At 67.7% G+C, this 13,249-nt stretch carries 14 protein-coding genes; 3 read left to right on the forward strand and 11 right to left on the reverse strand.

From position 1 onward, the window contains the following. Nucleotides 1–207: 207 nt before the first annotated feature. Entirely contained in the window at nucleotides 208–693 is a 486-nt protein-coding gene (locus tag ACWGID_RS29365) for a hypothetical protein (protein ID WP_452201947.1), read from the forward strand. On the opposite strand, the gene ACWGID_RS29370 is transcribed toward ACWGID_RS29365, so the two are convergent. The 6 genes from ACWGID_RS29370 to ACWGID_RS29395 all read right to left on the reverse strand — a co-directional run bounded on the left by ACWGID_RS29370 (nucleotide 690) and on the right by ACWGID_RS29395 (nucleotide 6,049). Further along, a complete protein-coding gene (locus ACWGID_RS29370; protein WP_452201949.1) occupies nucleotides 690–2,438 on the reverse strand; it encodes a S53 family peptidase in 1,749 nt (582 codons plus the stop codon). The two genes, ACWGID_RS29365 and ACWGID_RS29370, sit on opposite strands and share 4 nt — an antisense overlap. A gap of 60 nt (nucleotides 2,439–2,498) precedes the next feature. Beyond that, entirely contained in the window at nucleotides 2,499–2,822 is a 324-nt protein-coding gene (locus ACWGID_RS29375) for a putative quinol monooxygenase (protein WP_452201951.1), read from the reverse strand. A gap of 51 nt (nucleotides 2,823–2,873) precedes the next feature. Next, nucleotides 2,874–3,860 carry a proline racemase family protein gene (locus tag ACWGID_RS29380; RefSeq protein WP_452201952.1) on the reverse strand — a complete coding sequence of 329 codons (987 nt, stop codon included), beginning with the start codon at nucleotides 3,858–3,860 and terminating at the stop codon, nucleotides 2,874–2,876. Between the two features lie 83 nt (nucleotides 3,861–3,943). Next, entirely contained in the window at nucleotides 3,944–4,141 is a 198-nt protein-coding gene (locus ACWGID_RS29385) for a hypothetical protein (RefSeq protein WP_452201954.1), read from the reverse strand. A 224-nt stretch (nucleotides 4,142–4,365) separates the two neighbouring features. Continuing rightward, the gene (locus ACWGID_RS29390) at nucleotides 4,366–5,139 is read right to left on the reverse strand and encodes an ABC transporter permease (protein WP_452201956.1); all 774 of its coding nucleotides are present in this window, start codon (nucleotides 5,137–5,139) and stop codon (nucleotides 4,366–4,368) included. A 10-nt stretch (nucleotides 5,140–5,149) separates the two neighbouring features. Next, a complete protein-coding gene (locus tag ACWGID_RS29395) occupies nucleotides 5,150–6,049 on the reverse strand; it encodes an ATP-binding cassette domain-containing protein (RefSeq protein WP_452201959.1) in 900 nt (299 codons plus the stop codon). Nucleotides 6,050–6,131: 82 nt separating this feature from the next. Here ACWGID_RS29395 and ACWGID_RS29400 point away from each other — a divergent pair, with 82 nt between their 5' ends. Continuing rightward, entirely contained in the window at nucleotides 6,132–6,881 is a 750-nt protein-coding gene (locus ACWGID_RS29400) for a TetR/AcrR family transcriptional regulator (protein ID WP_452201961.1), read from the forward strand. Here ACWGID_RS29400 and ACWGID_RS29405 read toward each other — a convergent pair. Beyond that, a complete protein-coding gene (locus ACWGID_RS29405) occupies nucleotides 6,868–7,497 on the reverse strand; it encodes a nucleoside/nucleotide kinase family protein (protein ID WP_452201963.1) in 630 nt (209 codons plus the stop codon). The genes ACWGID_RS29400 and ACWGID_RS29405 overlap by 14 nt on opposite strands. A gap of 9 nt (nucleotides 7,498–7,506) precedes the next feature. After that, nucleotides 7,507–8,853 (reverse strand): FAD-dependent monooxygenase, encoded by a 1,347-nt coding sequence (locus ACWGID_RS29410; protein ID WP_452201965.1) that lies wholly within the window; start codon nucleotides 8,851–8,853, stop codon nucleotides 7,507–7,509. An 83-nt stretch (nucleotides 8,854–8,936) separates the two neighbouring features. Between ACWGID_RS29410 and ACWGID_RS29415 the strand changes: the two genes are divergently transcribed. Beyond that, nucleotides 8,937–9,542, forward strand: coding sequence for a TetR/AcrR family transcriptional regulator (locus ACWGID_RS29415; protein ID WP_452201967.1), 606 nt, complete (start codon nucleotides 8,937–8,939; stop codon nucleotides 9,540–9,542). Between the two features lie 341 nt (nucleotides 9,543–9,883). Here the strand turns inward: ACWGID_RS29415 and ligD are convergent, their stop codons facing one another. The 3 genes from ligD to ACWGID_RS29430 are packed head-to-tail and all read right to left on the reverse strand — an operon-like array spanning nucleotide 9,884 to nucleotide 13,125. Further along, a complete protein-coding gene (gene ligD / locus ACWGID_RS29420; protein ID WP_452201969.1) occupies nucleotides 9,884–10,855 on the reverse strand; it encodes a non-homologous end-joining DNA ligase in 972 nt (323 codons plus the stop codon). Nucleotides 10,856–10,890: 35 nt separating this feature from the next. Then, nucleotides 10,891–12,000: a branched-chain amino acid aminotransferase gene (locus ACWGID_RS29425; protein ID WP_452201971.1), complete on the reverse strand. Its 1,110-nt coding sequence runs from the start codon at nucleotides 11,998–12,000 to the stop codon at nucleotides 10,891–10,893. 48 nt (nucleotides 12,001–12,048) lie between these two features. Then, nucleotides 12,049–13,125, reverse strand: coding sequence for a helix-turn-helix domain-containing protein (locus ACWGID_RS29430; protein WP_452201973.1), 1,077 nt, complete (start codon nucleotides 13,123–13,125; stop codon nucleotides 12,049–12,051). Nucleotides 13,126–13,249: the final 124 nt, after the last annotated feature.

Genomic DNA, 13,249 nt, shown 5'->3' on the forward strand with positions numbered 1-13,249 from the left:
TCGCACACTCACACAGTTCGAGACGCTCACACTCTCTGCCAAATACACCCACCCAGGCCCCCAAGCAAACACCCCCCCCCCACCCCACCCACCCCCCCCCACCCCCGCCCCCCCCCCCATTCGTTTTGTTGTTGAGCGAGGGTCCGGGTCGGTTTGCAGGGCGGGTTCTGCTGTCCGGAAGGGCCTGTGGCGTTCTAGCCTCCTGGCATGGGGACGAGCAAGGTCGAGTTTCGTGGGCAGTCGTTCTGGACTCGCGATGCCGCGGTGAGCGTCGTTCTCGCGCTGCTCGTTGCGGAGCTTGAGCCGGTGATCCCGAACGAGCCTGAGTTCGAGGCGATGCTAGACCGGTGGGCGCTCAGCGCCGCTCTTTGCGCGACGGGTGCTGTGGACGCAGCGCTGGACGACCACGTGACGAAGGACCGCATCGTCGAACTCATCCGCAGCGCGATTCCGCCCATCCAGAACCGCCTCGCCGGCGACGCCCTGGTCGAGGTCAGAGACCCGGCGGTTCTGCGTCGCGCCGCCGCTGTCGGTGTGGATCCGCCGATCGAGGCACCTGCGGCGCTTGCTCCCTGGGCTCGCGAAGGTCTGGCTGCCGTCGACCGATTGATCGCCGGCCGGCTTCCCGAGGTGGCCGGTGGCTATTGGTGGGTAGACGACCAAGGCCTCATGGCCCGCAGCTCACAGGTTTAGATCTTGCCGCTTGCGGCGAGGCGGAGGGTGAGGAGGAAGGGGAGGCCGTTGGGGGTGCCTAGGCCGGTGGTGGTGTCGTAGCCCTTGGCGGTTAGTTGGGTGGTGTCGGTGGGGTTTTGGGAGTCGAAGACGTCGATGCTGGCGCTGTCTGTGTTGCTGGCTGGGGTGTAGGTGGCGCGGTTCAGCGGTGGCGTTGCCTTGGTGACGGGGAGGACGTCGTGGACGGCTGGTGTCCCGTGTAGGCGGTAGAGCACGGGGTTGATGAAGCCGAAGTGGGAGTGTTGGCCTTGCTGAGCGTCAGCTACGAGGCCAGCGACCAAAGGGGCCGACAAACTGGTGCCTGCGTTGATCATGGTTTGGTAGTGGCCGTCCGCGTTCGTGTAGCCGGTGAGCATGCCGGTGCCGAGGTCGCCCACGGCGGCGATGTCCGGTACGGCGCGGTTCACCACGGTGCGCCCGCCCACCTTCACATGCGACATCGACGCCGGTACGACGCCCTTCTGGTACGCCGGTTGCGCATAATCAAGGCTCGTCCCACCACCGGCACCACCGACACCCAGGTCACTCCACTTGCCCCCGTCGAGAACCGCGGTGTCGTTCGACCAGCCGGTTTCGAACACCCGGTTGTTCCATGCGCCGAGGCCCAGCGTCGTACCGCCGACTACTGTCACGAAGGGGTCGGACGCGGTGGTCGTGAGGCCGGGTGTGTCGCCGGAGGAGAAGTAGAGGCCGACGCCTTCGGCCGCGGCGCGGACGGTGATGGCGTGCACGGTCTTCGGCGGAAGATCGCCGATCGGGATCTGCCAGGAGTTGGAGATGATCGAGGCGCTCGGGCGGTGCCCGTCGCCGATCAGGACCGAGAGTGTCGCGTTGAGGAGTGCCTGGTCCTCGTCGCAACCGGTTCCGACGACCATCAGCTGGTTCGCGTCGGGCGCCATCGCGTAGACGGCTTCGGAGTCCATCTCGGCTTCGTCGTTGTAGCGGTCGGCGCTGCGCAGGGCTGGACCGCAGTTGTCGCTCTTACCAACGTGGGTCTCCCGGTACTGGCTGGGCTTCGGGGCCGGAAGGTGGTTCCGCTTCGCGTACTCGGTCAGCGTCTGGAACATCGCGTTCGGAGCGGCGCTCTCGGTCAGCGCGACGGTCTGCCCCTTGCCGGTGGCGGTCCACGTCGCTCCGTAGGCTGCGCGGAGTTGCCCCGCCGAGTATCCACAGATCGGGAGCGAGGCCTTGGTCAGACCGCGGTACGACGGCCTGACGGGAACCACATGTTGCGCCCAGTACGACGAGCAAGTCGGCTGCGCAGTGCGTGACGTCTGCGCCGCGGAGGCATGGGAGTTGCCGAGCCCGGTGACCCCGATGATGGCCGGAGCGAGCGACGCCGGATGGGTGTCGCCCTCGACGCCGACGATCGATTCAACGGCCGAAGCCGGCCCGGACGCCGTCACATAGTCGCGCCCGGCGCTGACCTGCACCTCAAGACCGCCGGCCCTCAGCCAGTCGGAGACGGCCTTGGCCGTCGCGACGGACGGGCCGAACCGAGCCGTGTACGCGCTCGGGCTCAGATGGTGGTGGAACTCAGGACTGCCCGGCGTCGAGACCGCGGCAGCGAATCGCGAAGCGCCGTCGAAGTCAGGCTGCAGCCACACCTGGATGCTCATGGAGCTCGACTGCGGTGTTGCCTCCGCGGAGACGCCGGCGAGTACTAGGGCCGCGCAGCCTGCGGCGGCGATGGCAGTCCTGAGCAAGACCCCTCCACGCTGGGTGATCAATCGGTCACGTTGTGATCACCCTATGCGGTGGGAGGGCTACTTGACCGCGAGCTCGCCGAGCTCCGACCAGTCGTCCTGGGGGACCTTGAAGTTCACGATGCGGGGCGTCTCCACCAGGTGCGGGGGCAGGTGCTGCTGGGCCGCCTTGAAGTGGTCCGAGGTGACGTGGTGGGTCGCGGCGTCGTCGTCGGCGAAGGCCTCGATCAGGACGTACTCGTTCGCGTCGTCGAGTGAGCGCGACCAGTCGAACCAGAGGCAACCGGGTTCGGCGCGGGTGGCGGAGGTGAAGTCGGCGGTGATGGACGGCCAGTCAGCGGCGTGCTCGGGTTTCACACGGAACTTCGCGGTAATGAAGATCATGGGCACCAAGCTATCCCGACAGTCACCGGGCGCCAGGCTCAAAACGAGACATCAGCGGAGCGTGAAGCCGGTGCCGAGCGTGTCGCGCGGATCCAGCGTGAACGTCGCAGTGCCCGTGCGGAAGGCGCTGCCGATGACCTCGGTGATGACGCCGGCGGGCGTCTCCTCGACGACTCGGCCGAGGAACGTGGTGCCGACGATCGAGTCGTGCTGGAGCGTCTGATCGAGCCGCAACCGGCCCTCGTCGTGCAGGAGGGCGAGGCGCGCCGACGTACCGGAGCCGCAGGGGGAGCGGTCGGCCTCGCCGTCGGCGAAGACCGCGAGATTGCGCTGATGCGGACCGGACGGTCCGTCCCCGAGGTCGTCGTACAGGATCGTGCCGTAGAGGCCGCTCAGGCGCGGGTCGGTCGGGTGGGCGGCGACCGGGTCGAGGGCCCATTTGATCTCGCGGCCGATCGCGATCAGGTCGGCGTACGACGAAGAGGTCACCGACAGGCCGACGGACGATGCGAGGACCGAGGCGTAGAAGGCGCCGCCGTAGCTGATGTCGGCCAGCACTTCACCGCGCGCGGTGGACACCGGTACGCCGCGACGCAGCACGTACGCCGGAACGTTGCGAAAGGCAACGCTCGAGACCTCGCCGCCCGCACAACGCACCCGAGCGACGACCCGCCCCGACGGTACGTCGATCACGACATCGCTCTCGCCGTCACGCGCAACCTGGACCAGACCGGTCTCGACCGCCCACGTCGCCAGCGCGATCGTCCCGTGCCCGCACGCCGTCGAGTACCCGTCCTTGTGCCAGAACACCACCCCGAAGTCGGCTGCGTCGTCATCACCCGGTACGACGAACCCGCCGTACATGTCCGCGTGACCTCGCGGCTCGTTGACGAGCAACCGCCGTACGGCGTCGATCGCCTCGGACGACTGCGCCGTCACGCGGCGGTCCGCCACGGACGAACCCGGAACCTCGACCGACGTGACGATCCGGAACGGCTCGCCCGCCGTGTGGTAGTCCACAACACTGACATCGTCCACGAGAAACACCTTAAACAAGCGAAAACCGCTGCCCGCCCCCGTTCCATGGGGCAGACAGCGGTGTGAGCGACCTGGACGAGTTGTCAGGCGGCTTGCGGTACGCGATTCCGGGCGGCCCAGACGGCTCGGCGCAGGCTGGCCTTGTCCGGGTAGCCGGCTTCGCGGCCGATCATGTACACGTCGTGGCTTCGCATGTTGACCATGCCGGCCACGAACCAGACCGGGCTCCCCTCGGCCAGCATGGTGACGATCATGGTCCGGGTGTCTGCGCTGATGTTCATTCTGACCCTCTCCTTTTGGTCGCTCTTACTGGTACGTCGAACCAGAGGGCCCGGATTCGACACCGCAGCACACGCGAACCGCAAGAAAACAAAGCGCCCCGATCGAAGACCGGGGCGCTCGTCCGTGTGGGTCCCGGGGGGAGTGGGACCACCACACGTTGGGGGGGACTTTGACGTTAACCCGACGAAGGGGTCACACCCGGTCATTTTCGGAGCGAGTCCGGTCAGCGGTTCGTTCGTCTCCGGTACAGCGATGTCGCCAGCAGGATCGAGAACAGGAGTAGACCAAAACACCACGCCAGTGCCAGTCGGCCGTTGTTTCCCATCGGCGTTCCGATCAGCAGACTGCGGATGGTTTCGATCACCGGCGTGATCGGTTGGTACTCGCTGACCGGCCGCAACCACGCAGGCATCGACTCCGGCTGGACGAACGCACTACTGAGGTATGGCAGGAACAGCATGAAGAAGCTGAGCGTGCTGGCCGACTCCACCGACCTGGCGATCACCCCCAGCCCCGCCGCGAGCCACGACAGCGCAACGACGTACAGGAGCAGTAGACCGATCACTCCGAGCCAGTCGAGCACTCCGCCGGCCGGTCGGAACCCCATGGCCAGTGACGCGAGGATGACGATTGCGGTCGATGTGGCGTTGCGCGCCACGCTCGCGACCACGTGTCCGGTCAGCACTGCGAAACTGTGGATCGGCAGTGATCGCAGTCGGTCGATCATCCCGGTGTTCATGTCGTCCGCGACCACCATCGCCGTCGACGCGGCGCCGTACCCGGTGGTGAGCAGCAGGATCCCCGGTACGACGTAGTTCACGTACTGCGTCCCCGTGTCGATCGCACCGCCGAACACGTACACGAACAGCGCCATCATCAGCAGCGGCATCAGTACCGCAGCGAACATCGTGTCGACGTTGCGCCGGGCCAGCCGGACGCTGCGGTCGATCATGGTCGCCGCGTCCGAGCACGCGGCGACAACTCCCTGGTGTGTCATCAGCAACCTCTCACGCGGTCAGAGCGAGGAAGACGTCGTCGAGCGTCGGCCGGTGGGACGACACGCGCTCCGGTTCCAGTCCGTTGTCCCGCAGTACGTCGAGGACGTGGTGCAGGTGTGTCGCCGTACCGTCGGACGGGACGTTCAGCACGAGCCCATCGCCGACACCGTTCAGTACGCCGCACGCTTTGAGCAGCTGCACCTCGTCAGCGAACCGCAGTGCGATGCGTTCGCCACCGATCTGGGTCTTGAGCGCGTCCGCGGTGCCGCTGGCGACGTTGCGGCCCTCGTTGAGCAGCACGACGCGGTCAGCCAGCCGGTCCGCCTCCTCGAGGTACTGCGTGGTGAGCAGGATCGTCGTACCGTCGCGGACCAGGTCGACGATCGCGTCCCACATCGCCGACCGACTGGCCGGGTCGAGACCGGTCGTCGGCTCGTCCAGGAAGATCACGCGCGGCCGGGCGATCAGGCTCATCGCCAGGTCGAGCTTCCGCCGCATGCCACCCGAGTAGGTCTTCACGCGCCGATCCATCGCGGCCGTGAGCCCGAACTGCTCGAGCAGCTCGGACGTACGCCGTCGCGCGGGACCTCGACCGAGATGCATCAGCCGGCCGACCATCACCAGGTTCTCCCGCCCGGTCTGGTTCTCGTCGACCGCGGCGTACTGCCCGGTCAGGCTGATCACCCCGCGAACCCGGGCCGGCTCGCGCAGGACGTCGTACCCCGCGATGGTCGCCGTACCGGAGTCCGGTCGGGTCAGCGTGGTCAGGATCCGCACGGTCGTGGTCTTGCCGGCGCCGTTCGGGCCGAGCAGGGCGAGCACCGACCCCTCCTCGATGCTCAGGTCGACCCCGGCCAGCACGTCGGTCGCGCCGTACGACTTCCGGAGTCCGGTTGCCTCGACGATCATTGTCCCCTCCTTACTGCGTATTGGATACGCTAAATAGCGTAGCAGGTACGCAGTAGGGCTCGGCAAGCCCTAAACTGATCCGGTGGAGAACGAGGAGCTGCCGGCCGACGTCGCGGCGATGTGGCGGTTGCGGGAGGCCCCGCGGCGCGGACCGAAGCCGTCGCTGACGCTGGACGAGATCGTCCGGGCCGCGATCGACATCGCCGATGCCGAGGATCTCGCGGCCGTCTCCATGGCCCGGGTCGCCGAGCGGCTCGGCAACTCGACGATGGCGCTCTACCGGCATGTGAAGAACAAGGACGAGCTGCTCGTGATCATGTCGGACGCCGCGCTCGAACGCCCGGACCCGATGCCGGAGGGGATCGACTGGCGGACCGGGCTGACGTTCTGGGCGGACGGCGTAATGGCGGCGATCCGGCGTCACACCTGGTACGCCCGGGTGCCGATCTCGGGTCCGCCCGCCGGGCCGAACAACCTCGCCTGGTTCGACTCCGCGCTCGGCGTACTGGCGGACACCGGCTTGCCGGAGGAGGCGAAGGTCGGCGTGGTGATGGGGCTCATCACCTACGTCCAGGGCGAGATTCGCATGGCGTTCGACCTGGCCGCCGGCTATGCGGACAACCCCGATGCTTTTCAGCGCTTCGGCTCGACGCTGCGCCGGGTCGCGGACCCGCGGGTCTATCCGGCCGTCGCGCGGACGGTCGAGGCCGGTGTGTTCGACGAGGTCGGGACCTTCGAGGAGGACAACGAGGCCGACTTCGACTTCGGTCTGCAGCTCTACCTGGACGGCGTCGCCGCGTTCATCGACCGGGTGTCCGTCAAAGGTGAATGATCGCGTCGGCCGCTGACGCGGTGGCGGCGATCAGGTGCGCGTTGCGTTCGTCGGAGCCGAACGTGCGCGCGTGCGCTTCTTCGGGAGACCTGCCGAACAGGCGGTGCCGCGCTTCGAGTCGCTGATGACGCAGTGCTTCGGGAACCTCGACGTACCAGCATTGGTCGAGCAAGGAGCGCAGCGCCGACCAGGGGGTCTCGTCGAGGAGCAGGTAATTGCCCTCGGTGAGGACGAGCGTGACTTCGGGCGCGATGCCGATGCTCGCGGCGATCGAGTCCTCGATGCTGCGGTCGAAGCGCGGCGCCCAGATCTGCTCGTCCGGTGACTCCTTCAACCTGTTCAGCAAAGCGACGAAGCCGAAGCCGTCGAAAGTCTGTGGCGCGCCTTTCACCTCCGTGAGCCCGAGCTCGTCGAGCACCGACTGCGCGAGGTGATAGCCGTCCATCGGGACCAGGGCGACCTTGTGCCCGTCGGCGGTCAGCTTCGCCGCGAGTTGCTCGGCGTACGTCGACTTGCCCGCCGCCGGCGCCCCGGTGATCCCCAGGATCTGACGCCGCCCACGTGTCGCCAGCGCGACGGCACGCTCGTAGGCGGCGGCTGAGTCCAGGGTCTGCACTGCTGAATCCTAAGCGAGGTAGCCATCCGGGCGGATCAGGATCTCGTCGCCCGGCTGTGCGTGGTAGATCGCGAAGGCTTCCGGTGAGGTGATGTCGACCGTGTGTGGGTGGGTCGACATCGTCGTGGGGGAGAATCGCAGCAGGGTCTCGTGCGGGCCGCGAAGCAGCTCGAACAATCTCGTTTTGTTGCCCTCAGCATCGATGAGTGGTGCGTCGGGCGCACGGTCTCCGCTCGCGAGCGGACGAGTGTCCGATGGGTCGCGGTACGAGACGTCGAGCTGGCGGGTGTTCTCGCCGCGCTCCAGCGCGGACTCGTCACCGTCGACGTGCTTCTGCAGCAGATCCTCGCTGATCCCGAGCACGCGCAGCGCGTTCGTCCGACGCTCGGTCTCGTACGTCGCCAGCACCTCTTCACGCCCGTCGGCCAACTTCCAGCCGAGGTTGTACGCATCCTGTACGCCGGTGTTCAGGCCCTGACCGCCCGTCGGTGGGTGAACGTGCGCGGCGTCGCCGGCGATGAAGACCCGGCCGACCCGGAACCTCTCCGCCAGTCGCACGTTCGGGCGCCACACGGTCGACCAGGTGAGGTCACGGAGTTTCGCCGTACCAGGGCCGGTGAAGTCGTCGACGAGGGCCTGCAAACCCTCGAGCGACGTGTCCGCGTCCTCGCCGTCGAGCGGTGCGCCGAACTGGAATTGATCGCCGCCGGACAACGGGGTCATCGCGATACCGGCCATCGGGTTGTCCTTGGCGCCGAACCAGTACCCGACCTCGTGGTCGAGTCCCTCGGCCGCGACGTCGCCGAGCAGCATCTGGATCGACTCGTCGGTCGTCCCTTTGAAAGCGATCCCGAGATGCTTGCGGACGAAGCTCTTGCCGCCGTCGGCGCCGACCAGGTAGTCGACGGTGACGGTCTCGCCGGTGGACAGTTCGGCGGTCACGTCGTCCGCAGTCTGGGTGAAGCCGATGAGCGCGGTGTTCAGTTCGACGGTCACGCCGTACTCCGCGAGTTTGTCCCGCAGGATCTTCTCGGTGCGGGACTGGCCGAGCATCCAGGCGTTCGGGTACGGGATGTCGGGAGTGGGCTCGACCGGGTCCGCCATCCGGCGTTCGTCGACGAGTTGACCGCCGACGTAGATCTTCATCAGCGGCACCGAGCGGCCTTGCTGCAGTACGTCGTCCAGGACGCCGAGGTCCTCGAAGACTTCCAGGGTCCGAGGCTGCAGGCCGTCGCCGCGTGATCCGTCGAAGAACTCGGTCGCCTTGTCGATCACCCGGACCGCGAGGCCGCGCCGGGCCAGCTCGATGCCGAGGGTCAGTCCGGTCGGTCCGGCGCCCGCGATCAGGACGTTCATCGTGGTCTCCTTGGGTGAATTGTGATTCACTGAATTTAGATTCAGTTTGAACGTGGCTAGGGTTCGGTGTCAAGGAGGTGCTCGTGACCGACACGGTGAGCCGCCGGCAGCGGGCGGCCGGGACCGAAGTGGCGCTGAAGCAGGCCGCGCGCGAGGTCTTCGCCGAGCGCGGGTACCTGAACACGAAGATCACCGACATCACCGCGGCCGCGGGGCGCGCGACGGGGTCCTTCTACAACCACTTCGCCGGCAAGCAAGAGCTGCTCGAGGCGCTGCTGCGCGACATGCTGCTGGAGGCGGACGAGACCATCGCCGACGTCGCCGGGCATGATCCGGACTTCAGCAAGCGGTCAGCGATCCGGTGGCACGTGGCGGCGTTCTGGCGGTTCTACCAGGCGCATCTGCCGGAGATGATCGCGGTAAAACAGGCCGCGATGGTCGATCCGGAGCTGGGCCGGCGGCTGCAGCAGATCATGGCCGACGACGACCAGCACATGATCGAGCACTTCGCCTATCTCCCGAACCCGCCGGCCGATCCACTGGTCGCGATCTCGGCGATGAACGCGCTGATGGAGGGCTTCGCCTACACGTGGCTGGTCGTGAACCCGGCGAACGGCCAGACAATCACGGACGACGACGCGATCGACACGTTGACGGGCTTGCTCCACCACGGGTTGGTGGGTCGCTAGCGGACCGCCAGGCCATCACAATCGTGCTCAGGTGGCGTTGCTGCACCGTGGAGCGCCCGGTCTGGAGTGATTGTGATGGCCTGGAGATCCGCGAGGCGGACCTGTGGCACTCACCAAGTGCGTGGGGTCCGGCTTTTGCAGGCGGGCAGAGCCGCGCGGGGCGTGCGGGGCCGCGGGTTAGTGAGTGGTGCAGGTCCGCGAGCGAGGGTTAGTGAGTGGTGCAGGTCCGCGAGCGAGGGTTGGCGAGTGGCGCAGGTCCGTTAGCGAGGGTTGGCGAACGGCGCAGGTCCGCGGGCGAGGGGTGGCGCGTCGCAGAGGTCCGCAGGCGAGTGGCGGGGGGCCTACTCCTCCGGTGGGGGTGGTTCCTCGGCGCCTTCGCGGTCGTCGCGGTCGGCCCACTCCATCAGCGTTTGCAGTGAGTGGACGTTGTCGTCGATCGTGGCGTGCAGGTCGCCGAGTTCGGCGTACCGCTGGGGGACGGTCGCGATCGTGAAGTCCTTCGGGTTTACATCGTCGATCTCGTCCCAGTGGATCGGGGTCGACACGGTGCCTTCGGGGTTGCCGCGGACGGAGTACGCCGCCGCGATCGTGTGGTCGCGGGCGTTCTGGTTGAAGTCGACGAAGACCAGTCGTGGATCACGATCCTTGCGCCACCAGGTTGTGGTCACGTCCTCCGGTGCCCGCCGCTCCACCTCACGCGCGAACGCGAGCGCGGCCCGGCGTACGTCGGAGAACCCGTACTCGGGCTTCACCCGGACGTAGATGTGGATGCCGCTGCCGCCGGACGTCTTCGGGTAGCCGACCGCGCCGAGCTCGTCGAGTACTTCGTGGACCGTGTGCGCGACCCGGCGTACCCGGTCGAAGGGGCAGTCGGGCATCGGGTCGAGGTCGATGCGCCATTCGTCCGGCTTCTCGGTGTCGGCGCGGCGCGAGTTCCACGGGTGGAACTCGACCGTCGACATCTGCACCGCCCACGCGACATGCGCGATCTCGGTGACGCAGAGCTCGTCGGCGGTCCGGTTGTACCGCGGGAACTTGACCCGGACCGTCTCCATCCAAGGCGGCGCACCGTGCGGCAGCCGCTTCTGGTGCACCTTCTCGCCCGCGACGCCTTCGGGGAACCGGTGCAGCATGCACGGCCGCTCGCGCAGCGCGTTGACGATGCCGTCCCCGACAGACAGGTAGTACTTGACCAGGTCCAGCTTGGTCTCACCGCGGGCAGGGAAGTACACGCGGTCCGGATTCGAGATCCGGACCGTCCGCTCGCCGACCGCGAGCTCGATCGCCGGAGACTTCCCCTTGGACGCGGCCATGACGCCAACCTAACCGGCGCCGGGGACAAACGGCATCAGGCCAAGCGGGTGAGCCAGCCTCGCGCGTCCGGGGTGCGCCCGTACTGCAGGTCGAGCAGCGAGCTGCGGATCTTGGCGGTGACCGGGCCGACGCCGTAGTTGACCGAGTGGTCGCCGATGGTGAGGTCGCCTTCCGGCCAGGCGACGCGGCCGATCGGGGTGATGACCGCCGCAGTGCCGGAGGCGAAGACCTCGGTGATCTCCCCGGAGCGGACGCCGTCCTTCCACTCGTCGGCGGAGATTCGGCGCTCCTCGACCGGGTGGCCGAGGTCGGCGGCGAGCTCGACGACCGACGCGCGGGTCACGCCTTCGAGGATCGATCCGGACAGCTCGGGCGTTGCGATCCGGCCGTCGGCGTACACGAAGAACATGTTCATGCTGCCGATCTCCTCGAGCCACTTGTGCTCGACGGCGTCGACGAACGCGACCTGCTCACAACCGTTCGCGACTGCTTCGGCAAGGCCGGCCAGGCTGGAGGCGTAGTTGCCACCGCACTTCGCCGCGCCGGTGCCGCCCGGGGTGGCCCGGATGGTCGACGTGGTCAGCCAGATGGAGACGGGCTTGGGACCGGTGTTGAAGTACGGGCCGGCGGGGGAGGCGATGACGCCGAACAGCACCTCGTGTGCTGGTCGGACGCTCAGTGCGGCTTCGGTGGCCATCATGTAGGGCCGGAGATACAGACTGGTCTCGCCGTCATCGGCCGACGGCACCCAGGCCTCGTCGACGGTCACCAGCGCGCGCAGCGCCGCGACGAACTCCTCCTCCGGAACGTGCGGCAGCGCGAGTCGCTCCGCGCTCGCGGTGAACCGGGCCGCGTTCCGATCGGGGCGGAAGGCCCACACCGAGCCGTCCGGGTGCCGGTATGCCTTGAGGCCCTCGAAGATCTCCTGCGAGTAGTGGAAGACAGCAGCCGCCGGGCTCAGCTTGAGCGGTGCGTACGCCGTGACCTTGGTGTCGTGCCAGCCCCGGTCCGCCGACCAGTTGGCAATCACCATGTGGTCCGTGAACGACTGCCCGAACACCGGCTCCGCCAATACGGCCGCACGAGCCGCCGCACTGGCCGGGTCGCTCCGCAGCTCGACCGCGAAGTCCCACGCGTGTGTCACTACCGTTCCCCGCTGTTCACCTGTCACTCACCGCACGCTACCCTGCCCTCATCTCCACCTCGACCCACCGCCCACACTCCGACCGCTCCGGTACGCCGACTGCGCCAGAAATGCTCGCAGCTCGGCAGCACCCGGCTCCGCTTGTACGACGCGCAGTACGCGGTCGGCAGCGTCGTACACCAAGGTGTCGTGCCACTCGTCCGGCAACTCGACCAGGACACGCAGCGACATGGCGAGGCCGGCTGGGACCTCTCCTGCGACGGCCAGGCACTCGGCGAGGCACAGGTCGAGTCTGGCGCGGTCGCCGATCCAGCTCTCCGGGCAGAGCTCTCTGGCGCGCTCCAGCAGTACGCAGCCCGCCACGCCGTACCCAAGCAGGGTGCACACGCGTCCCTCTGCCCAGTGCAGCTGATAGGTCGGAGCCAGCTCGTCGCCAACACCGATCAGCTCCTGCAACGCCTGGTGCGCCTCCTGGTGCTCACCGAGCTCGGCCAGCACCAGTGCTCGTGCTGCACGCGGAAGGTAGCTGTGGTGATCGCCAGCCACTGCCTCATCTGCCAGCTCCAGCAGCTCGGCGGGCGGACGTCGCTCGGCCAGCCCGCTGATCGCCTCTCGCGCACGCACCACTGCTCCGCTGCCGACACTGTCCGCCGCTGCCCGAGCGGCCCACCACCAGCGCCGCGCAGTACTTCGATCGCCCAGTCTAGTCAGCGTCTCCGCGATCAGGACACTCAACTCGGCTGTCTCCGGACCGTCGGCGCCGTGCAACTGCCGCACCAGAGCCGGCAGCAGCGCAGCCGGAGGGACACCGCGGAAGTCACCGAACAGCTGACGGGTATCGGCGGCATCGAGGGCGCCGACCAGCCCTCGCCACGCCGCCTCCAGCGGGTCGGGCTCCGGGCGCACCTGACCTGTGCGCGCAGGCCTTCGCTCGAAGGTCGCGGTCAGTCGGCCGTCGGTGCCGAGCTTCTGGTCGCAGAGCCGCGCCAAGTCTGCGGAGCCCGGCCGCTGCCCACGCTCCACCTGCGACAGGTAGCTGTGGTCGTACCCGACCTGTGCTGCGAGTTGCCGCAGGCTCAGCCCGGCCGTCTGCCTGCACTGCCGCAGTAGCGAACCGAAAGTCACAGGACCACCCCGTTCGTCGCTTCGAGCTCATGTGGTGCGTGCCGGTCAAGCTACAAGCCCTCGCCGACAAAAACCGTTCAAAACAAGGACAAACACGGACATGTGGGCTGTGGGCTGTTCCCAC

It is taken from the genome of Kribbella sp. NPDC054772 (assembly GCF_053611945.1).

Bases quoted from the DNA above. Each gene is read 5' to 3' on its own strand.
- ACWGID_RS29365 (WP_452201947.1), top strand. From the start codon at position 208: ATGGGGACGAGCAAGGTCGAGTTTCGTGGGCAGTCGTTCTGGACTCGC.
- ACWGID_RS29375 (WP_452201951.1), bottom strand. From the start codon at position 2,822: ATGATCTTCATTACCGCGAAGTTCCGTGTGAAACCCGAGCACGCCGCT.
- ACWGID_RS29385 (WP_452201954.1), bottom strand. From the start codon at position 4,141: ATGAACATCAGCGCAGACACCCGGACCATGATCGTCACCATGCTGGCC.
- ACWGID_RS29390 (WP_452201956.1), bottom strand. From the start codon at position 5,139: ATGACACACCAGGGAGTTGTCGCCGCGTGCTCGGACGCGGCGACCATG.
- ACWGID_RS29395 (WP_452201959.1), bottom strand. From the start codon at position 6,049: ATGATCGTCGAGGCAACCGGACTCCGGAAGTCGTACGGCGCGACCGAC.
- ACWGID_RS29410 (WP_452201965.1), bottom strand. From the start codon at position 8,853: ATGAACGTCCTGATCGCGGGCGCCGGACCGACCGGACTGACCCTCGGC.
- ligD (WP_452201969.1), bottom strand. From the start codon at position 10,855: ATGGCCGCGTCCAAGGGGAAGTCTCCGGCGATCGAGCTCGCGGTCGGC.